At 64.0% G+C, this 20,200-nt stretch carries 25 protein-coding genes; 19 read left to right on the top strand and 6 right to left on the bottom strand.

The annotated features are described in order from the left end of the window. Window positions 1-12 precede the first annotated feature (12 nt). From ABIA90_RS40425 to ABIA90_RS40360, 14 genes are all read left to right on the top strand, one after another. Entirely contained in the window at window positions 13-279 is a 267-nt protein-coding gene (locus ABIA90_RS40425; RefSeq protein ID WP_354121549.1) for a hypothetical protein, read from the top strand. A 66-nt stretch (window positions 280-345) separates the two neighbouring features. Further along, on the top strand, window positions 346-726 hold the full coding sequence (locus ABIA90_RS40420) for a hypothetical protein (RefSeq protein WP_354121550.1): 381 nt from the start codon (window positions 346-348) through the stop codon (window positions 724-726). Beyond that, window positions 726-1,067, top strand: a complete 342-nt coding sequence (locus tag ABIA90_RS40415; protein ID WP_354121551.1) for a hypothetical protein — start codon at window positions 726-728, stop codon at window positions 1,065-1,067. The genes ABIA90_RS40420 and ABIA90_RS40415 overlap by 1 nt, the downstream gene beginning before the upstream one ends. Next, entirely contained in the window at window positions 1,067-2,485 is a 1,419-nt protein-coding gene (locus ABIA90_RS40410; protein ID WP_354121552.1) for a packaged DNA stabilization protein, read from the top strand. Before ABIA90_RS40415 ends, ABIA90_RS40410 begins: the two co-directional genes overlap by 1 nt. Continuing rightward, window positions 2,482-2,724: a hypothetical protein gene (locus tag ABIA90_RS40405; protein WP_038953735.1), complete on the top strand. Its 243-nt coding sequence runs from the start codon at window positions 2,482-2,484 to the stop codon at window positions 2,722-2,724. The genes ABIA90_RS40410 and ABIA90_RS40405 overlap by 4 nt, the downstream gene beginning before the upstream one ends. A 1-nt stretch (window position 2,725) precedes the next feature. Beyond that, window positions 2,726-3,529 carry a hypothetical protein gene (locus ABIA90_RS40400; protein ID WP_354121553.1) on the top strand — a complete coding sequence of 268 codons (804 nt, stop codon included), beginning with the start codon at window positions 2,726-2,728 and terminating at the stop codon, window positions 3,527-3,529. A 10-nt stretch (window positions 3,530-3,539) separates the two neighbouring features. Continuing rightward, window positions 3,540-5,486 carry a hypothetical protein gene (locus tag ABIA90_RS40395; protein ID WP_354121554.1) on the top strand — a complete coding sequence of 649 codons (1,947 nt, stop codon included), beginning with the start codon at window positions 3,540-3,542 and terminating at the stop codon, window positions 5,484-5,486. A gap of 2 nt (window positions 5,487-5,488) precedes the next feature. Continuing rightward, a complete protein-coding gene (locus ABIA90_RS40390; protein WP_354121555.1) occupies window positions 5,489-7,045 on the top strand; it encodes a hypothetical protein in 1,557 nt (518 codons plus the stop codon). A 33-nt stretch (window positions 7,046-7,078) separates the two neighbouring features. After that, window positions 7,079-8,032: a hypothetical protein gene (locus tag ABIA90_RS40385; RefSeq protein ID WP_354121556.1), complete on the top strand. Its 954-nt coding sequence runs from the start codon at window positions 7,079-7,081 to the stop codon at window positions 8,030-8,032. Between the two features lie 6 nt (window positions 8,033-8,038). Continuing rightward, complete coding sequence (locus tag ABIA90_RS40380) at window positions 8,039-8,380, top strand: hypothetical protein (RefSeq protein WP_354121557.1); 342 nt, start codon at window positions 8,039-8,041, stop codon at window positions 8,378-8,380. Then, complete coding sequence (locus ABIA90_RS40375) at window positions 8,377-9,498, top strand: hypothetical protein (protein WP_354121558.1); 1,122 nt, start codon at window positions 8,377-8,379, stop codon at window positions 9,496-9,498. Before ABIA90_RS40380 ends, ABIA90_RS40375 begins: the two co-directional genes overlap by 4 nt. Next, window positions 9,495-9,851, top strand: a complete 357-nt coding sequence (locus ABIA90_RS40370; protein ID WP_354121559.1) for a hypothetical protein — start codon at window positions 9,495-9,497, stop codon at window positions 9,849-9,851. The genes ABIA90_RS40375 and ABIA90_RS40370 overlap by 4 nt, the downstream gene beginning before the upstream one ends. Next, window positions 9,848-11,041, top strand: a complete 1,194-nt coding sequence (locus tag ABIA90_RS40365) for a hypothetical protein (protein WP_354121560.1) — start codon at window positions 9,848-9,850, stop codon at window positions 11,039-11,041. The genes ABIA90_RS40370 and ABIA90_RS40365 overlap by 4 nt, the downstream gene beginning before the upstream one ends. A gap of 3 nt (window positions 11,042-11,044) precedes the next feature. Continuing rightward, window positions 11,045-11,212 carry a hypothetical protein gene (locus ABIA90_RS40360; RefSeq protein ID WP_354121561.1) on the top strand — a complete coding sequence of 56 codons (168 nt, stop codon included), beginning with the start codon at window positions 11,045-11,047 and terminating at the stop codon, window positions 11,210-11,212. 36 nt (window positions 11,213-11,248) lie between these two features. Here the strand turns inward: ABIA90_RS40360 and ABIA90_RS40355 are convergent, their stop codons facing one another. Further along, the gene (locus ABIA90_RS40355; protein ID WP_354121562.1) at window positions 11,249-11,725 is read right to left on the bottom strand and encodes a DNA ligase-like domain-containing protein; all 477 of its coding nucleotides are present in this window, start codon (window positions 11,723-11,725) and stop codon (window positions 11,249-11,251) included. Between the two features lie 559 nt (window positions 11,726-12,284). Here ABIA90_RS40355 and ABIA90_RS40350 point away from each other — a divergent pair. From ABIA90_RS40350 to ABIA90_RS40340, 3 genes are all read left to right on the top strand, one after another. Then, a complete protein-coding gene (locus ABIA90_RS40350; protein WP_354121563.1) occupies window positions 12,285-12,506 on the top strand; it encodes a hypothetical protein in 222 nt (73 codons plus the stop codon). Between the two features lie 1,165 nt (window positions 12,507-13,671). Then, window positions 13,672-14,106 carry a hypothetical protein gene (locus ABIA90_RS40345; RefSeq protein ID WP_354121564.1) on the top strand — a complete coding sequence of 145 codons (435 nt, stop codon included), beginning with the start codon at window positions 13,672-13,674 and terminating at the stop codon, window positions 14,104-14,106. Further along, window positions 14,039-14,365, top strand: coding sequence for a hypothetical protein (locus ABIA90_RS40340; RefSeq protein WP_354121565.1), 327 nt, complete (start codon window positions 14,039-14,041; stop codon window positions 14,363-14,365). Before ABIA90_RS40345 ends, ABIA90_RS40340 begins: the two co-directional genes overlap by 68 nt. On the opposite strand, the gene ABIA90_RS40335 is transcribed toward ABIA90_RS40340, so the two are convergent. The 5 genes from ABIA90_RS40335 to ABIA90_RS40315 form a co-directional block, all read right to left on the bottom strand. After that, the gene (locus ABIA90_RS40335) at window positions 14,366-14,653 is read right to left on the bottom strand and encodes a hypothetical protein (protein ID WP_354121566.1); all 288 of its coding nucleotides are present in this window, start codon (window positions 14,651-14,653) and stop codon (window positions 14,366-14,368) included. Beyond that, window positions 14,650-15,492, bottom strand: coding sequence for a hypothetical protein (locus ABIA90_RS40330; protein ID WP_354121567.1), 843 nt, complete (start codon window positions 15,490-15,492; stop codon window positions 14,650-14,652). The genes ABIA90_RS40335 and ABIA90_RS40330 overlap by 4 nt, the downstream gene beginning before the upstream one ends. Window positions 15,493-15,538: 46 nt before the next feature. Further along, complete coding sequence (locus ABIA90_RS40325) at window positions 15,539-15,922, bottom strand: helix-turn-helix domain-containing protein (RefSeq protein WP_354121568.1); 384 nt, start codon at window positions 15,920-15,922, stop codon at window positions 15,539-15,541. 253 nt (window positions 15,923-16,175) lie between these two features. After that, window positions 16,176-16,616, bottom strand: a complete 441-nt coding sequence (locus ABIA90_RS40320) for a helix-turn-helix domain-containing protein (protein ID WP_354121569.1) — start codon at window positions 16,614-16,616, stop codon at window positions 16,176-16,178. 440 nt (window positions 16,617-17,056) lie between these two features. Beyond that, entirely contained in the window at window positions 17,057-18,463 is a 1,407-nt protein-coding gene (locus tag ABIA90_RS40315; protein WP_354121570.1) for a tyrosine-type recombinase/integrase, read from the bottom strand. A gap of 306 nt (window positions 18,464-18,769) precedes the next feature. Between ABIA90_RS40315 and ABIA90_RS40310 the strand changes: the two genes are divergently transcribed. Beyond that, window positions 18,770-19,753, top strand: a complete 984-nt coding sequence (locus tag ABIA90_RS40310; protein ID WP_354142369.1) for a DUF2778 domain-containing protein — start codon at window positions 18,770-18,772, stop codon at window positions 19,751-19,753. A gap of 71 nt (window positions 19,754-19,824) precedes the next feature. Next, complete coding sequence (locus ABIA90_RS40305) at window positions 19,825-20,082, top strand: hypothetical protein (protein ID WP_014495671.1); 258 nt, start codon at window positions 19,825-19,827, stop codon at window positions 20,080-20,082. Window positions 20,083-20,200 lie beyond the last annotated feature (118 nt).

Below are 20,200 nucleotides of genomic sequence, written 5' to 3'. Positions count from 1 at the left end.
AAGGGAAACGCGATGAAGAAAGCAACTGTGACGTACACCGCGCCGAAGGGCGAGGCGAAGACGCTGGACATCGGCGGCACCACGCTCGTCACCGGCAAGGCTGACACCGTGGTCTGCGACGACGCGCTGATGGCGCGCCTGGAGAAGGCGGGCGGCATGCTCAAGGTCGAAGGCGTGAGCGACTACACGCCGCCGAAGGAGGTCTCCAAGGGCGACGAGCCCAAGGAGGGCCCGAAAACCGAAACCAAGGACGAGCACATCGGCAAGGCGCACCGCTAAGCCGAAGGCGAGGAAAAAGGTGAAGAAGGGCCGCCGTTGAGCGGCCCTTTTCATTTGGGAGGCACCGTGGCCATCGAGATCATCAACGGCCCGACGATTGCGGCGGGCGAGAGCCTCTCTGACGCTGTCGATTGCAGCGCGGGCAAGATCGTGCGGCTCACCATGCCCGCCGACTGGCTGAACGCGCCGCTGACGTTCCAGAGTTCCAGCGACGGCCTGTTCTTCAACGATGTGTTCGACAACAAGGGTATCGAGCTGAAATCCGTCGTCGTGGCGGGCACGGCGGTGATCGTTCCGGCCGACTATCTCGCCGCCGCCAACTTCATCAAGTTTCGCTCGGGCACGCGCGACCTGCCGGTGACGCAGCCTGCGGAGCGCGCCTTCGCCATCGCGCTGGCGGTGTTTGGCGCCGCGCCGTTCTCGATCCCGATCAAGCTGGTGCCGTGATGGCAGAGACCCACAGTTCTGAGGAGCTGATCAACAAGGCCGCAGCGATCCTCGGCAAGTATGTGCCGGGCGAGGCGCTCGGCGATGTCGAGCACGCGACCATCGACCGCTGCATCGACGACGTGATCGCCGAGATCAACAAGATCGTCGCCATCTCCGACCGCGACGAAATCCCCAACCTCGTGTTCGAGACCATGGCGCGCCTCGTCGCGATCTACGCGGCGGCCGAGTTCTCGAACCAGCCGCTCGATCTGATGGCGGTGCAGCAGCACGAGCAGCGGCTGCGCTACCTCATCGCGCAGACGCCGACCTATGAGGTGCTGGCGGTGAATTACTTCTGATGAGCGATGTCCCGTTTCCCCTCCTGACAGCGCCGGGTCTCAAGCCGCAGGCCGCAGGAGGCCGCGTGCTCAACTGCTACCCGGAGAAGCTGCCCGAGACCGCTGGCAAGCCGTATGGCTGGTTCAGGGTGCCGGGCCTCAGCGCGTTCGGCACGACGCCGAGTGGCCGCTTCCGTGGCGGTGTGTTGGTCAACAACAGCTTCTATGGCGTGTTCGGCACGTCGGTCTATTCGTGGTCGGCCGCAGGCGGCGTGGGCACGCTGCTGCCGGGCGCGATCCCCGGCAGCGAGATCGTGTTCGGTGCGCGCAACAACGCCGCCAATCCCGACGTGGTGTTTGTCTCGCCGGGTAACGGCGCATTCTGGATCAACGGCAGCGGTCAGGTCGTCACCTATCCCGACGCCAATGTCGGCCAGCCCAACGCGGTGGTGTTCCACAAGGGCTTCTTCGTCTTCACCTATGGCAACGGCACCACGCGCACCTCGAACGTCAACGTCACCACCATCAACGTGCTCAACTCGGCGACGGCCGAGAGCAAGCCCGACACGCTCTACCGTCCGGTGCCGGTCGCCAACGGCCAGCTGCTGCTGTGCGGCTCGACCTCGCTGGAGGTGTGGGGCGGCGCGAACGACAGCGGTTACCCGTTCTCCTACATCGCGACCATCGGGCGCGGCCTCGTCGGGCCCGCCGCGATTGCTGGTAGCGAGGACGGTTTCGGCAAGGGCATCTTCCTCGTCGGCGACGACTACCGCGTCTCGCGCCTCAACGGTTACGAGTGCGTGCCGATCTCCAACTCCGACATCGACACGCTGATCGAGCGCGAACCGGTCAAGAGCAACATTCGCGTCGGCGTGTTCAACTCGCGCGGCCACGGCTTCGTCGTTGTCCAGGGCGCGGCGTGGTGCTGGATTTTCGACACCACGCTCAACACATGGCACGAGCGGCGCTCGTACCTGCAGCAATATTGGCGCGGCCTCTATCCCGTGCAGGCTTTCAACAAGTGGCTGTGCGGCGACAGCGACGGCGCGAACCTGTGCGAGATCAGCGCGCAGGTGCGCAAGGAGCTGGGCAACCCGATCAACATGCGGATCGAGACCGGCCCGTTCGGTTCATTCCCCAACGCGGTGCGGATCAACGCCATCGAGTTGTACCTGACCAAGGGCGCGAGCGACGCGACCGGTCACGACCCCGACGAGACCAATGTCGAGATCGCGATCTCGATCTCCCGCAACGGCGGTCAGAACTGGTCGAACCCGCGCAACGTCAAGATCGGGCGGCAGGCGATCACCAACGGGAGGGTGCGCGCCTCGATCTGGGGACAGGCAGAAGTGCAGGGCGTGCGCTGGCGGTTCGAGGAGAGCGCTGGCGTGGACTTCGCGTTCATGGGCGCCGACATGCTCGGGGACAAGCTGCGATGAGGACGAAGTTCTCGCTGCCCGCGCAGAACGTGCCGATCCTTTTGCCTGACGGCACCATGAACCCGACTTGGTACGAGAAGCTCAAGGTGATCGAGGGCTTCGTCAATCTGTTCGGCTACATCGAATTTTCGCGGCCGACCTCTCCACCCGCATCGCCGCCGACAGTCACCTCGATTGCCAACAATCAGGTGCTGATCTGGGACGCGACACAGGGCCAGTTCAAGGCTGGAGCAAACTGACATGGCTGGTTTCTTTGACACGCTGTTCGGCGGTGGTGCCGAACGCGAAGCTGCGGAAGCCAACCGGCGGCTCGCGGCCCAGTACCAGACCTCGTCGCTTGATGCGCTCAACAGCACCTACGGCGAAGGCATTGCCGCGCTCAACAAGGGCATCTCGGCTTACGACCCGCTCGCCGCGCTCGGCACCAAATACAACGCCGCAGGCGATGTCTGGATGAACGCGCTCGGCGTCAACGGCACCGACGCCGCGAAGGGCGCGCAGTCGGTCTTCCAGACCACGCCCGGCTACGAGTTGACGCAGAACGCCGCGCTCGATGCCATCGATCGCAGGCGCGCCATCGGCGGCATGTATGCGAGCGGCAATGCCGACATCGACACCGGCAACTGGATCACCAAGAACCTCTACGAGACGCAGTACCAGCCGTGGATGGCGGGCCTGCAGGGTGCTGCGGGCATGGGCGGCCAGTACACGGCGGCGGCGGCGCAGGGCCAGCAGGGCGGCTACACCAACCTCGCGAACCTTGCGCAGACCTACGGCCAGAACCAGACCAACGTCTACGGCAACAACATGAACACCAACGTCGCGGCGAACAACCAGCAGGCGGCGGGTGAGGCTGCTGGCGCGAAGAACCTGCTCGGTGCGGGTCTGTCCATCGCGGGCGCGGCGTTCGGTATGCCGGGCCTCGGCTCCAGCTTCGGCGGCAGCGGTGGTGGCGGCGCCTACTCTGGCGGCTCCTACAACTTCTCAGGCTCGCCGCTCGGGCAGGGCCTGACCAAGTTGGGCGGCATGTTCGGCTTCGGCTAGGAGACCGGCGATGGCGATCAATCCCGTCCGGTATGACATGCCGGGCTCCTTCATCGGCGAGATCGACTGGTCACCGCTGGTGCGCATCGGCGAGACGCTGCGGAAGAACCGCGAGGAGGAGGAGGCTGCGCGCCTGATCGCGCAGCTCTACGGCACAGGCCAGCAGGGCCAGCAGCAGAATGGCCCTCAGGTGACTCAGCCGCCGCCCGTGGGGAGTCCGCCGGTCGCCGCTGCACCGGCAGGCCCCGCCGTCGCGGAGCGCATCCCGCTGCCCCGCCCGCGTCCGCAGGAGGCGACTGGACTGCCGGGCCCGACCGTGCCGCCGGGCGTCACGGCACCGCCGCCTTGGTTCGACCAGGCGGCGGCCCAGACCTTCGGCCAGTATCCGCTCCGCAGCGGCACCGCGCCGGTCCCGACCACGCAGCCGCCGCCGTGGCCGGGTACGCCTGCCGCCCCGGATGAGCCTGCCGTGGCCGGACCTGCTGCACCTGCGCCTGTCGCACCTGCGCTGGCGGCTGCTGCACCTGTCGCGCAGGCGGGCGATCCCATGGCGCGCTATGCGCAGGCAACGTCCGCCATCGAGAGCGGCAGTCCGCAGGGCAACTACCGGCTGGTCGGCCCGCAGACGAAGACCGGCGACCGCGCCTTCGGCCGCTATCAGGTGATGGGTGCGAACGTCCCCGAGTGGACGGAGCGCTATTACGGCCAGCGACTGACGCCGCGCGAGTTCCTGATCAATCCGCAAGCGCAGGACGCGGTCTACAAGGGCGAGTTCGGCCGCCTCGTCGATAAGTACGGCCCGACCGTCGCCGCCAAGGCGTGGTTCGCTGGCGAGCGCGGCATGAACAATCCGAACGCGCGCGACATCCTCGGCACCTCGGTGTCGTCCTACGCGGATCGTTTCAACCGCAATCTCGGCCTGCCGCCCGAGATCACATCGGGCGCGTCGCGCGTCGCGCCGCAGAGCAATGCGCTCGCCTTCAACGAGGTGCGCAACAGCGCGGTCGGCGCGCTCGTCAGCGACCAGCCGCAGGCCCCGGCGATCAGCCCGGAGCAGCTGGCGGCGCTCGCCCGCAATCCGCTGACGCGACCGCTCGCCATCGGCCTCGTGCAGAAGCAGCTCGATCCCGGCAGCTACGACTTCAAGGTGGTCGGCGACAATCTGGTGCGGACCAACAGCCGCACGGGTCGCTCCGAGATCATGATGCGCGACGTGAAGAACGATTACGAGGTGAAGACGGTCAAGGACGACAGCGGCAACGAACGGCTCGTGCGCGTGAAGAAGCAGGGCGCCGAAGGCCCGATTGACATCGGTGGCGCTGGCGCCGACGCGGGCGGGAAGGGCGGCAAGCTTCCGGCGAACTACCGCTGGCTCGATCCGAACGACCACGCCAAGGGCGTTGAGCCGATCCCCGGCGCGACCCCCGAGAAGATCGGCGACGAGATCGTCGCGCGCATCGGTCTCGCCAAATCGTTCATGGGCACGTTGCCCGATCTGCGCGCACGCGTCGCGCGCGGTGATGTCGGCATCGAGAACTGGCAGAACCACGCGAAGGCAATCGCGAATGTCGGGGTGCCCGGCGAGACCAAGCGCATGCTCGACGCGGGCGCGGAGAGCCTGATCCGCCTGCTGACCGGCGCGGGCATGAGCCAGACGGAGGCAGAGCAGAACGCGCAGCAGTATCGCATCACGCCGCGTGACACGACCTTCACCATCACCTCCAAGATCAACGGGCTGGAGCGGCACCTCAGCACGATGGGCGAGCTGCTCGGCAAGGGGAGGGGTGGCGGCAATCTGCTGACTGCGCCGTCAGCTGCGCCTGCTGCCGAACCGGCTCCAGCAGCTGCAGCGCCAGCGCAGGGCGCGAAGCGGATCACGACCGACGCCGAGTATGACGCGCTGCCGCCCAACACGCTGTTCGTCGGGCCGGATGGCAAACCGCGAAGGAAGCCGTGAACATGGGCTGGCAGGACGCACCCGTCGTCACTGGCGGCGGTTGGCAGAGCGCTCCACTTGCCAGCGAGGCACCGCCCGCTGCTGCGCCCGCCGTTCCTGAAGGGCCGCTGTCGTGGTCGGATGTGCCGGGTCTTGCCCTGCAGAACGCGCCGTCGAGCATCGGCAACTTCGTCTCCGACATCGTGCAGCCGATCCTGCATCCCATCGACACCGCGACCGCGATCAAGAATGTCGGGCAGGGCTACCTCGAAAAGGGCGGCCTGATCTCGGGCGACGAGCACACCCAGTATGCCGACGCGGTGAACCAGTATTTTGCCAACCGCTACGGCTCGACGGAAGGCTTCAAGCGCGCCCTGGCGGAAGACCCTGCCGGTGTGTTCGGTGACATCTCGACCGTGCTCACGGGCGGCGAGACCGCGCTGGCGCGCCTGCCGGGTCTCGCCGGCAAGGCCGCGAAGGTCGCGGGCACGGCGGGGCGCTTTGTCGATCCGCTCAATTTGGTGACGAAGCCTGCGGCTGGCGCGGTGAAGATGGCCGACTATGCGCTCGGCGTCACGACCGGCGCGGGCCCTGACGCGATTGCAGCCGCCCGGCAGGCAGGCCGCGAGGGCGGTGCTGCGTCGGAGGCATTGACCTCGCAGATGCGCAGCAACGCGCCCATCGACGAGATCGTCACCGACGCGCGCAGCGCCGCTGACCAGATGAAGCGCGACGCGCAGGCGACCTATCAGCGCGAGATGGCCGCGACCCGCGCCAACCCGGCGCAGCTGCGGTTCAACGACATCGACGCGGCGGTGAACCGCATCGACAACATCGTCAATTATCACGGCAGGCCGCGTCAGGAGCTGCTGCCGATCCGCGACAAGCTGGTGGACCTCGTGAACGAGTGGAAGGGCCGCGACCCCGCCTTCTTCCACACGCCCGCAGGCTTCGACGAGCTGAAGAAGGTCGTCTACGAAGACGTGCTCGGGAAGATCCCGTTCGAGGACAAGGCGGCGCGCAAAATCGCTGGCGATCTCTACGACGCGGTCAATGGCACCATCGTCAAGCAAGACCCGACCTACGCGAAAACGATGGCGAATTACGAGCGCTACTCGACCGCGCTGCGCGAGATCGAGCGCACGCTGATCGGCAAGCCGAATGCGCCGGTCGATGCCGCGCTGCGCAAGCTGACCTCGATCATGCGCAACAACGTCAACACCAATTTCGTCAAGCGCGCCGACATGGTGCGCCAACTCGAGGCTGCAGGCGCGCCGCAGCTCACCGACAAGATCGCGGGCGCGTCGCTCAATTCGCTGGCACCTCGCGGGCTCGCGCAGGCGGCGAGCGGCGTCGAGCTGTTTCACGCGCTCGGCGATCTCGCCAGCGGGCACGTCGGCTCGCTCGCGCTGATCCCGGCGACGCTCGCGGCGGGTTCGCCGCGTCTCGTCGGCGAGGGCTCGCACGCGCTCGGCGTCGCGCAGCGCTACATGGATCAGGTCGGCTATCCGGCGCTGGAGGCGTCGCGCCAGATCGGCCGCGTCCCGCGAATGTACGTTTCACCAAACCGCGATCAGTAGCCCGCCTCTGGCGGGCTTTTTGTTGAGGCACAGATGGCAGGCACCATCCCGCTTTCGCTCACCCAGCAGTTCGACGAGTTCGGCAAACCGCTGTCTGGTGCGCTGCTCTACATCATTCAGGCGGGCACGGTGAGCACGCCGCAGCAGCCCTATCAGGATGCGTCGCTGACCATCCTGCAGCCGAACCCGATCCAGCTGGACGCCGCAGGCCGGGTGCCGCAGTTCTTCCTGGCGGACGGCTACATCAAGGTTCGGCTCGACGACAAGTTCGGCGTCACCCAGCTCGCGCGTGACGGCGTTCTCGTGATCGGCCCCAGCGCGGGCGGCGGCGGTGGCGGCGGCGTCGATCCGACCACGCTGATCCAGACCGGCGCGATCCAGCCGTTCTACGGAACGGGCGTGCTCGCCGGTTTCGTCCGCATGAACGGGCGCACCATCGGCTCGGCCACGTCGGGCGCCTCGGAGCGCGCCAATTCGGACTGCCAAGCGTTGTTCAATTTTCTCTGGAATGGTGACAGCACATTGCCGGTGTCGCCGTCGCGCGGCGCGTCGTCGGCGGCGGATTGGGCGGCGAACAAGACGATTGGCACGCCCGACGCGCGCGGGCGCACGCTCGCCGGTCTCGGCGCCATGGGCAGCACCGACGCGGGGCGCCTGACGTTAACCTATTTCGGCATCAACCCCGATCAGCTTGGCGCCGCCAGCGGCGCCGAAACCAGAGCGCTGGCGCTCGCCAATCTTCCGCCGATCACGCCATCGGGCGTCATCAGCAACGGCGCCATCAGTATCAGCCACAACGCGCAATTCCTCGGTGGCGGCAACCTCATCTCCAATAGCTCGCCGGGCGGTTCGTTTCAGAACACTGGCGCAACCATCACCGCCTCGCAGGCCGCATCCACGTTCACCGGCTCGGTCGGTGGCGGCTCAAGCTCGCCGATTTCGGTCACCCAGCCGATGATGCTTGTCACGCTCTACATCAAATTGTGAGGCGCCATGTACACCGGGTATTTCGCGACCACCTCCAATCGCGGTGACTGGTCCGAAGCCATCGTGCTCACCGACGCCGAGAGCGGCGACACCATCGACATCACCGGTTGCCGGGTGACGCTGAGCGTCGCTGATGAGCACGGTGGCGTGCGGCTGAAAGCCTCGACCGACGACGGCTCGATCACGCTGCCCCATGTCGGCACCTTCCAGTGGGATTTTTCTGACGATCAGATGAGCGGCCTGTGCCCTGGCGCCTACAACGTCGGCGTCCGCATCTCGCGCGACGACCGCACGGTGCAGCTCGTGATCGGCAACGTCAACGTGATGGAAGGCATCGACCAGCAATGAGCGACGCCATCAAGCTGAAGGTTCTGCCGCAGTTTCCATCGAAGCTGACCGGGCGCGCTGGCATCGACGTGACCAAGCAGAACGGGGAGTATTTCCTCGATCTCGACTACACCGACTTTCCGGTGATCGGCGCCGTCCCGGCCGGGACGACCTACGCCCTGATCTTCAATCCGGCAACGAAGCAATATGCGCAGTTGCCGATTGCGTTGCTCGGTGGTGGCTTTGCGGACGCGCCCAATGACGGCACACTCTACGGCCGGAAAAATCTAGCGTGGTCGGCCGTGCCCGCAGGGCTCGCGGATGCCCCGAACGATGGTAGCACCTATGCGCGGCGTAGTGCGGCATGGATCAATGTCCGCAACGTTTTGACGGCGGATCGTAATTTGTTCGTCAACGTTGCGACGGGCAGCGATGCCAATAATGGCCTAACTACCGGAACCGCATTCGCCACGCTGCAAAAGGCGATGGATGTCATTGCTGCGACGGACAACAGCATTTTCAACAACGTCGTCACGGTCGCGAACGGCACCTATGCGCAACTGCTCCTGAAATCCTATCTCGGTTCTGGCAACGTCACCTTTAACGGCGACAACGTTACGCCGGGCAATATCATTATCGCAGGCTCGCCAGCGCTGTGGGCTGCGGCAGTTAACGGCGGAAATTTCATTTTCAACGGCTTTCGCTTGCAATCCTCGGCGGGACAGGATGTCGCTGTTGGCTCGTATACCCTTGTCACGCTGAACAATTGCGAGTGGGCGGGCACCAGCGCCAACTATCGCATCTATGTCTCTAGTTTTGGTCGGCTGCAAATTCAGGGCGCGCATAAGGTGCTGACGGGTGGCGCTGGCCTGCTGCTCGCCGAAGTCAGCGGTTATTTGTATCTCAACGGCGCCGCGTTCACGATTGGCGCGAACGTGACTTATAGCAGTGCCACGGCGAATGCGCGAACGCTCGGCTATATCAGCGCCTTTACCACGACGTTTAGTCTCGGCGCATTTGTGGTGACCGGCCAGCGCTACACAGCCGTCACCAATTCCGTCATCAGCGACACCGGCTCAGGCACGCTGTTTCCGGGGACGGTGGCGGGCTCGGTTCTCACAGGCGGGCAATACACATGAGCAAAAGTTACAATGTCTTTGACTGGTACTGGATCGTCGGTGGCGATGGCTTGCAGGTCTACTCGTCCAAGCTGCGCGACTATGTGGGGGTGAGTGATCCGGCTTATTTGGACTGGCTTGCTGACGGCACGGCCGCAACGATGATCGACACCGAACACAGCCTCGGCGGCGTGATGGCGGTGTCCAACCTGCTGCGGCCGATCCCGGCCGGGGTGCTCGACGGCTACACCCACGCGCTGACCTTGCGGATCGCGCAGCAGGCCGACTTCGTGCTGTGGGTCGAAGTGTACCAGTCCGTGCTGGCGCTGCCGAACGAGGCGGCTGTGCTCTCCCACATCAAGGCCCGTCTATGAGTGTTCCGTTCCTCAGCGTCAAACCGCGCGCCATCAAACTGAAAGTGTCACCGCGTTTTCCTGCGCAGGTGATCGGCCGCGCCGGTATCGATGTCACCAGGCAGAACGGCGATTACTATTTTGATCTCGACTACAACGATTTCCTGACCATCGGCGCCGTTCCAGCCGGGGCCACCTATGCCCTGATTTTCAATCCCGCGACCGGGCAATATGCACAATTGCCGATCTCGCTGCTTGGCGGCGGCATCTCGGATGCACCATCCGATGGCACCACCTATGGCCGCAAAAATGCGGCGTGGACAGCCGTAACAGGCGGCGGCATTCCTGAGGCGCCGAATGACGGCATCCTCTACGGCCGGAAAAGCCTCGCGTGGTCGGCCGTGCCAGCCGCGCCAATCGTCCGCGAGATGTTGACGGCGGCGCGCACTTATTACGTCCGCTCGGATGGCAACAACGGCAACACCGGCTTGGCGGACAATGCTGGCGGCGCCTTCCTGACGATCCAGAAGGCCATCGATGTCATCGCCGCGCTCGATCTCTCGATCTATCAGGTGACCGTCATCGTGCGCCCCGCTGGCGGCGGCAATCTCAACGGTGGCAACCTACTCAAAAACTATATCGGCGCGCTTGCGCCCATCATCGTCGGCGACGAAACGACACCCAGCAATGTTGTGGTGGATGGCAACGGGTCGTCGGCCTTCATTTCCGACAATGTGCGCCCGTGGCATTTGCGCGGCATGCGGATACGCGCCACCTCTGGCGGGAGCGGCTTTGATGCGAGCAGCGGCGGCGTCATCTATTTCCAGAAGATTGATTTCCAGACGTTCAATCAGGGCTACGCTCACATGCGGGCGAGCGGGTCCGCGATCATTGCCGCGACCGGCAACTACTCCATCAGCGGCGACGCGGGCTTCCATTTGTTGTCCGTCAACAACGGCTATATGGCAAACTTCCTCGCTGGCGTTGTGGCGTTGACGGGGACACTCAATTTCAGCCAAGGCTTTGCCTACGCCAACCAGGGCGGCGTGCTCTACACATCCGGCATGACGTTCAACCCGGCGGGCGCGACCGTGACCGGGCCACGCTACGCCGCAACCTCGAACGGCGTCATCGCGACAGGCGGCGGCGGCGCCACCTACTTCCCCGGCAGCATCGCAGGCGCGAGCAGCACGGGCGGACAGTACACCTAGGCCATGAGCGAGATCGCCAAACAGGTTGTCGAAACCATGCGGGCGACACCGTTCCTGCTCGCGATCCTGATTATCAATCTGGCGGTGCTGATCGGCTTCGCGTTCACATTGCGGGAGGTCGGCAATGCGATTGCCCGGCGCGACGCGATGCTCGAACGCTGCATCAAATAGGAGGCAGGCCATGAGCGTCATGGCACGCCTCGACCCTCACACCCCTGTGCCATCCGGCACGGGGGTTATTTTTTTTGGGGGCGAGACCCGATCTCGAACGCGGTGAAAGGCCGGGTGCTTGCGGTTCTTGACCTTGATCCAGTGGTCGCATCGCCCGGCGCGATAGGTGCGGTCGCCGTGCTTCGACACCATGCCCTCCAGCCTGTGCAGGCAGGCGTGCCGGAACAGCTCGGGGCCGATCTCGCCCTGCTCATAGGGTGCGGTGAAGATGCCCTCGGGGCGGCGCGCCAGCCGGTAGTCGTCGCCGTCGCCCGCCAGGATGTCGAAGGCGTAGAGTTGGACCTCGTCGTCGTGCCTGCGGGAGTGCAGGGCGTCGAAATCGGGCAGGCCCGTCATGGTCAGCACCACGGCCTCGCCGTCGATCACGAAGCGCTTCTGCCGGTTCTGTAGGGCGGTCTCGACGATGCGCGGGTAGCGCTTGGTCCAGTCGTGCCCGTTCTTGGTGCCGCTCAAGGCGCTAAAGACCGGGCCCGCCGGTTCACGCTTGGCGGGCCAAACTGGCGCCACGAGAGCCCGTCGATCCGTTGGAACTTCTCGCCTTTTGATATTTTGCCTTGGGTCAAAATGATTCAAGGAGGTGGAGATGGCCAATTTAGTCCGCCGCTGGACCTCGGACGATATTGGGAAGCTCAAGGAGATGGCGGGGAAGCACTCCCGTGAAAAAATAGCCGCTGAATTAGGACGAGGCCCATCAGCGATCGCTGTGAAGGCACATCAGCTGAACATTTCTTTGCGGTGCGGCCGATCGGACCACACTGCCGAGAAGACGGGGCCGGGGCCAATGCCCAGTTCTTAATGGCCCGCCGGTTCACGCTGGCGGGCCTGTTCTCGGTTGCCGGAACTTTTTGGGTACTGCTGTTTCCCACCCAGTGGCTTCCGGTTGAGTTTCATATTAGGAACCGGTCGGCAAGGGGTCTATTGTCTCTGCATCATCGGCCAAGGGCTCGGGCCGTAGGCGCCGAAGGCTGAGAGACCGGTTGCGCTCCCGCCTGCACAACAGGGAGCAATCGCGATGCCCATTTATCGGGTGTTTCAAAACGTACCGATGGGACCGGAAGAGATCCGATATCTGACGAAGGCCTATGAACAAACGTTGCGGGCCATTGGCCTGAAGGACCGTGACGACCCAATAGCTCAAATGGTCGCCAAGAAGGTAATCGAGGTAGCTCAGACCGGCGTGCGTGATCCTGCCCAGATTTCCGCCGAGGCAATTAGAGCACTCAGCGTCCAGTAAGGCCGCCTCAGTTTGGCGACCCTCTTCGCACCCGCCGGTCCGAGCTGGCGGCATCTGTTTCCGGGCTCAGTGGCAGTTTGATTTTCGAAGTGGTCTGTTTAGATTTTGGCTCATGACCGAAGCAGGCAAAAACAACCCGCGACCCACTCCTTCATGCCCCCATTGTGGGGGCGACTTGTTACCGGCGTTTGAGATATTCGATCCAGGCAAGAGCAAGAAGTTTCAAGTTTTCGAGTGCCAGAGATGCCATAGGCGCATTTGGGAAGACGAGATAGCGTGAGGCGTCCTCGGTAGGAAACGGCTATACATTCTCCGGCGTTAGCTCTTCGGCAAGGGCTCCTTATGTTCGACTTCGATCTATTTTCAAAACGCGAATGGGCGACGATGATCGTCGCTCTCGTGGCTGTAACCGCTCTCACCCTCTACGGTTTTTTTAAGTTTCTCGACTACCTGGCGCCGCGACTGTAAGGCCGTCTCAGTGGTGGTCTATTTCGGCCAGTGCCCGACTTCGGCGGCGATGGTTCGGACTGATTGGAGACCGCCGGTTCACGCTGGCGGGCCCGATTCCAAAGCCTGGGGAACAAAAGGAGGGGCTTTAAACTTTTAGCGTTGGTACGATAGAGACGACGCATGAACGACAAGCGAGAGACACCGCAGCGAGATCGGTTTCTTCACTGCCCGGCGTGCGCGACCCCGCTTCAACTTGCCCATCAGTTCCTCGATCCCAAGCAGGGAAAGACAGTTCGCCTTTTCAAATGTGAAAGGTGCGGCGAGCGCATCTGGGATGAGTAAGGCCGCTTATGTCGGAAGGCATACAGACCCGATTGCCGAATCTTCCTAGACCTTAGTAGACCTCGGCGCCCCCATTACCGCCGAGGCCTCCAACGGCTCCGGCATCTAGTTGTGCTGGGGCCGTTTTTTGCGACCTGTAACAACGTGCGCGAGTTACTGCGCGTCGTAGGAGTGGGCAAGAAGGCAGCTGTCTCGCTTCCTTTGATCCATGGAACATCGCGACATTTGCCAAGTTTTCCCGCACCCTCAGTCTCGTGAGGGCAAACTGAAGGCCCCGGCTCATAGCCCCATTTGGGCTGGGGCCCTTTTTAGTGAGCTTGGCACAGGCGACCCCAGTTGCTCACCTGCAAGGAGGGGCACTATAACGCCCGTCATGACAGCTCTTACCCGACGCCGGAGCGACGACGAGCAACAGGAGTGGCACGTCTATTTCGGCGACGTGCACGTCGGATCGATTGGCGTGCGCGCGGGCGTACCGACCGGCGCCGACCAATGGAGCTGGCGCGTCGGCTTCTATCCCGGCATAGAGCCGGGTGCGCAGCGATCCGGCTCGGCCGCAACGTTCGACGAGGCACGCGTTGCGTTCGGGGGCGCGTGGCGGCAATTGGAGCCGACGCTCACTGAGGACAATTACGAGGCGTGGCGGCTCAGCCGCGACTTCCATGCGTGGAAATATCGCATGTGGGCAGAGGGGTGCCGGATGCCAACGCAGAACCAAAGCGGCTGGTCGAAATGCTTTTGTGGCGAATCGATCCCGGTCGCCTGCGGCGCGCACATTCACTCCGTTCACCAGGGCATCGGCGCATGAAGCACATCGAGGGCGGCCCTACGCCGACCCGGAAGCCGCCGCCCGCAAGCTGATCGAGCTGGCCGCCAGCATCCCGCCGGTTCAGGATGGCCGCATCCACATCGAGAAAATCAATGCACCGTTTCTCTACACGCTCAAGGGGAGGGGTGCGGAGTTCGGGGCTGGCATCGATTACGCGGTCGAGCAGGGCTGGCTCGAAAAGCACGAGAGCGGCACCTATGTGCGTCTGCTGGCGCCGGGCGAAGCCCTGCTCAAATGATCAGGCCGGTCGGCCGATCTTCCAGCCGACAATGAACACGGCGCACTTCGGCGCGTCGTCCCACTCGACCCAGTAGGCGTAGTCGGTGTTCATTCGCTTCGCGAAAGCTGCATCGACCTCGCGCGCGTTGATGGAGCCGAGAACGGTGCCAAGTGTCCCCACCGGGTTCATGTCGCGCGGCTCAGCCCGCGTCTTCATGATCCGCGAGCCGTTCGGGATTGCGCCTCTGGCCTGATGCCGGGTGAAGTCACCGACCCAGCCCGGCTCGTTCGCCATCTCCAGCTTCATGTCGCCTTCTCGGCGGTGGCCCGATTGAGGAACGCGGGCACGACGACGGCGGGCGCCGCGCTGTTGGTCTTCGGTCCCTTCTTCTTCGCAGCCGCCTTGGCAGGCTTCTTTGCTGCCGCCTTCTCCTGCGCCGCCCGCTCGGCTTCCTCGCGCGCGATCTTCTGCGCGGTCTTCCAGTGGACCTTCTTCGGCGGCGCCTCGCCATGCTTCGGCGGTTTCAGCTTGACCTGTCCCCGGAAAATCTCGACCTCGTCGTGGTTCTTCAGATATTGCAGCTTCAGCTTGATCTGCTCGGGCTTCAATCCGGTGTCGCGCGGCAGCGTGTCGATGTTCGTCCAGCGGTCATGGGCGAGGTACTCGACCAGCTTGATGCTGCGCGACGAGGCGGGCGCCGGTTTGACTTCCTCGGGCTTCGGCACGTAGGTCGAGATCGTGTCGCGCACGCCCGTGACGATCTTGACGAGGCGCACGACCAGCTCGGCGAGGTCGGCCATTTCGCCACGCATCGCGGCGACCTGATCGGGGATCGGCAGCACCTCGACCGGCAGCGAAAGCGCCTGCTCGACCTTCAGCTTCTCGGGCTTCTTCGGTCGGTCGGTGGACATCTTCAACGAAACATTGTCGGCGCGTAACAGGCGGCGAACGTCCGCGCGCGTATTCATGCGTGAGCGCCAGTCGCTGGTCGTCTTCGCAACGACAACCTTGCGCACCTCCTTCTCGGGGACAACCTGCCACGCGATCTCGATGTGGCCGCCGTTGGTGTCGCGTAGTTGCGGCCGGATGCCGTGCGCCTTCAGCTCGTTGATCGCGATCTCGGTGAGTTCGTTCTGATAGGCCATTGTTCTTATCCTTCGTTCGCGTCGGGTTTCATGCGGACGATGTTGCTCACGCGACCAGTTCCACGATGCCGTTGAGCAGCTTCAGCACCACCGGGCGCAGCAGCGCCGGGATTTGCATGAACACCTGCGCCATCCTGTACACCTCGGCGTCGATGATCGCCGCACTCTCGGTCTTGTCCCAGCCCAGCAGCTGGTGCGGCGTGGTGTCGAGCGCCTTGCTGAACTGGATCAGGCGGGAGCCGGACATGCGGTTGGTGCCCTTCTCGTACTTCTGGATCTGCTGGAAGGAGAGGCCGAACTGAGTAGCCAGTTGCTCCTGGCTCATGTTCTTCGCGAGCCGCGCCAGTCGCAGACGCGTGCCGAACTCGCGTTCGGTGTCGGCGTTCACTTTTGTCGGGCCCAGCTTTGCCACCCGCTTCTTCTTCGCCACCGTCCCCGTCCTCCTGTAGGTGTCGTACATTACGCGACACAATCGCCTTCTCAGTTTTCAACCGGGGCGCGATTGTTAATCAATCGTCGAATCCCCCCGGAGTCAACAGGGCGTACATAGTACGACAGAAATGAGGCAGGCGTTACAGGTCGCATCATCTACGAATTATCGCATAAGGTGCGAAGAAAGAATTGCGGAGAACGTTCCCCGCAGAAATGCGAAGGCGCGGAAAGACTTTTCTGCATCGCAAAAATCAACTGTCCATTTCGGACAGGAGCGGCGCGATCTCCTTGAAGCCCTTTGCCAGGATCAGCGTGAATTTGTCCCGGTGTGGCACCTGCGCCGCGCGATGTGGCTCAAGATAATATCTGCCCTTGATCCGCTGCAGCAGACCTTGCTCCCGCAACACGTCGAGCCGTCGCATGACAGACGTGCGCGGCATGTTGAGGCGGATGGCGATCTCGCTGGCGTTCATCGCGCGCCCTTCGGCGTGACCCAGCATCGCGGCGACAGCGACCAAGGCGCGGTTGGCATCGGTCTCGCCCGGCTCCTGATCCAGCGGCACCGTGGTGGCGTGAAACGCCAAGCAGAGATCGATGAACATTTCCGCCAGCGCGCGACGGGCGTTCGACAGTTTCAGCGGGATGGGTGTCTCTGCTTGCACAGCGGGGAGGTAGCTGTTCTGCGCGCGCAATCCAGTGACAAATGTTGGGAGTGGCACAAACTGCATAGTGGATGCTGGGGCACAGTTATGCACAGTGTTGTGCGTACACCGGACGCAGGCGGCGGGTGTTCCCGGCCTCCGCGCCGGGCTTTTTCAAAAGGACCCCAGCCCACGTTAGGGCATGAGCCGGGGCTTGAGTTTGCCCTCACGAGCTTGAGGGCGTCGGGAAAACTTGACCAAGGCCGCGATGTTCCTCGATTCGAAATTTGCCGCGTCGAGATGCGATTCGCATTAAAAGAAGTCAGCAAACGCCGCGCGATTGCTGCTCAAGCAGGCGCCATCGAGCTGGATGGCGAGATCGCGACTTCATCGTGTCGTTCCGCGATTGTATGGATTGTGAGCATACAATTCTCAAAAGAAAAACCCCGCCGTGGCGGGGTCTGGCTGGTGAGCGATTGTTGCCGAACGCTTCAGGCGGCCTCGACCAATTGCGGCGTTGACGACAGGCCGAGTATTTCGCGCAGCGCGGCATCGAGGTCGTCGAGTGCCTTGACGCGCGGGTCAACGATCTGACGCTCGATGATCTTGACCGGCACGAGATAGTGCCTGCGGGTGACCGGGGCGGCGTTCTTGTCGGGGGCCTTGTGCGTCATCACCTTGCCGATCTCGGCGTCGCTGTACCCCAACTGCTCAAGGATGCAGGCCCCGGTGCGGCGCAGATCGTGCGGCGACAAGCCTTCGGGCAGGCCGAGATACTGGTTGATGCCGATCTGGCTGCGCTCCTTGTCGCGGCATCCGCGACGGCGTGTCATGATTTGGAGTGAACACTGCGCCATGTAGCGCTTGTTGGCGGTGGCGGCCTTGCTGGACTTGCGGCCGCCGCGCGCTTTCGGGAATGCATACTCCCGCATCGGGTCGCCAATCGAAAAGACCTGACCGAGTATCTCGCGCGCCAGACTGTTGAGCGGCTGCACGAGGTCGCGCGCCTTGGGCGAGCGACGCCCCTTGGTGACGGCGAGCGGGATCGTCACCGTGTCGGGCCCGATCCCTGCGCGCGGGATCGCGCAGCATTCCCCGGTGCGCAGCAGTGTCACCAGCGACAGCTTCAGCGCCAGCTTGGTGAGCGGCGAGCCGGGGCAGTGCGGGTCGTCGAGACCGAACCAGAATTTGCGCAGCTGGTCGGCGGTGAGGACGAGACCATCCTCGATGTCGCCGACCTCGGTCGCGCGGTCGTCCCCCCTCAGCGTCGGGACCGGGTTGATGGTCACGAAGGCGCGGTCGGGATGCTTGCCCCATGTGAACATGGTGCCAAGCTGTTGCAGGACGTTGTTGGCTTGGGCCGGGTGCTTCTCCGTGACGTAGCTGCGGTACAGCTCCATGATCTCTTGGCTGGTGATCTCGCTGGCGACCCGGTCGCCCCACCATGCCAGCGGGCGGCTCAGCGCCGAACGGATGCCGTCGTGGCTCTCCTTGCGGGGCACGGTGCCCCAGCGGCGCAGCACCGGTTCCTCGCAATAGGCCATGTAGGCGTCTTGCATCTGCCGGAAGGTGCGGCCGGTGGCGCGGGACAGGACGAGGTCACGGGCGCGCTCAGCGGTGATGCTCTTGCCGCTGGCGACCAGCCCGGCGAGGGCGGTGGCTTCGGCGCGGGCGCGGGCAATCGTCCACACCGGGTGTTCGCCGATCAGGTGCCACTCGCGCACCGGCTTGCCGGTCTCGGGATGCAGCCGTTTCTTGTTCAGGTACTGGTAGTAGAAGCTGAACACCCCGTTGGGGGTGGTGCGCAGCACGAACCCCTTCTGGCCCTTCACGGGGCAGTCGCTGATGCTCTGGCGGGTGTCGGAGGCCTTGAGATGGAGGTCGGTGATGTACGGCATTTGCCCCTCAAACTTGATAGGTTGGAGCGTAGCCCCGGCTAACCGACTCACCGGAAACGTGGGGCCAACGCGTGAAAACGTGGCCCGGAGTGTTTGCCAAAAACCCTTATTTTGTAAGGGCTTCCAACTTTTCTTTACCGAGCCACAATTCCATCATAGAGCTGGCTCCCAATGCGATGGCTGGTATAGAGTCTCCGGACGGGGGTTGGGCCCTCCGGGGGTCGATTTGGGGATCTAATGGTTTCCGACCGCGCAAGCGCCGAAAGGCTGTTGTCGCGCCGCCGTATTGGGCGAGCGGAGACGATACTGCTGTCTTTGGCAGCGGTCGCGCTGGCACTGGGAGCCGCCGCCTGGGTCGCGGACATGGGCGATTCGACGCCGCTGGTCACCGCCTCACTGCCTCCGGCCACCGCACTGCCTCCGGCCAATGGCCCTTCGTTTGACGACCGTTTCGCTTCGGCAGCCAGCAGCCCGCCCGCCCGTGACCTCGGCCTGCGGTCGCTGGAGCGCTCCGCGGTGAGCGCGGTCCAGCTCAAGCTGCGCGACGCCAAAGCGATGCTGGCCCAAAAACTCCAGGGCGACGACTGGCGCTCGACCCTGACCGGCTCGACCCTGACCGATGACGACCGGCACGTGGTTGACGAGACCAGGCCGTCGCAGCGCGCCGACGCCATCCCGATGCCGCGCTCGCGCCCGACCCAGGCAGACCTCGCGTCCCAGATCGCCTCGAGCCAAGCCTATGCCGAGACCAATCCCCGGGTCGACAACCGCAACTTCTTCGAGAAGTTCACCGACAAGATCAAGCTGGCCTCGCTGACGCCCGGCGACGGCCTGCTCGTTAGGGCGCCTGATCTCGCCGCGCTCGGCTACGATTCACGCACGGCGGTCTATGACATCAAGGCCAAGGCGCTTTACCTGCCGAGCGGCGTCGCGCTGGAAGCCCATTCGGGCATGGGCGCGTTGATGGACGACCCCAATCATGTCGACCAGCGCATGGTCGGCGCGACCCCGCCCGCGACCTACGATCTGAAGCCGCGTGAAAAGCTGTTCCACGGCATCCGCGCGCTGCGCCTGACGCCGACCGAGGGTACCAGCGCGCTTGGCCGCGTCGGGCTGCTCACCCACAGCTACATGCTCGGACCGCGCGGCGACTCCAACGGCTGCGTCTCGATCAAGGACTATGATCGCTTCCTCAAGGCCTGGGACAATGGCGAGTTCAACCGCCTGGTCGTGGTGCCGAGCCTGAGTGGATCGGCGATAGCCGCGCAGCGCGCGAGCACCGACTCCTGATATTTGATATTTGCTGGACGGCGGGGGTGCCGTTTCCCCTTCGTTAAGCCCACCTCGTCCAGAAGCAGCCCATGAGTGATCCCCAGAGTTCCGAGACCCCGCTGCGTACGACGTTCAAGATCAAGCTGAACGGCGACACGCTGGCGATTGCGACCGTCGGCCAAGCCTATCAATTCCTCACCAACTTCAAATCGGTCGAGTGGATGGAATTCCGCTCGCTCCATGAAGAGGCGGTCGCGGCGCTCGAAGGCGCCGCCGACAACGCCATGCTCGCGGTGCAGGCGACCAACGCCGTGCGCGCGCTGTTCGTGAGCGCGAAGCTGCTCTGAGCGGGCCTTTCAACGCGCTCTCGTCGCCCGGATTGCGCTGCGCTCCATCCGGGCTACGGACGCCGGCAGGCCTTCCGCTCCCAGCTTGAACTCCGCTATAGGAACGGGCAAACGGTCC

Origin of the sequence: Bradyrhizobium sp. LA6.8 (genome assembly GCF_040547935.1) — a bacterium.
Taxonomy (GTDB): Bacteria; Pseudomonadota; Alphaproteobacteria; order Rhizobiales; family Xanthobacteraceae; genus Bradyrhizobium; species Bradyrhizobium barranii.
This window is presented reverse-complemented; position numbering and strand designations above follow the sequence as displayed.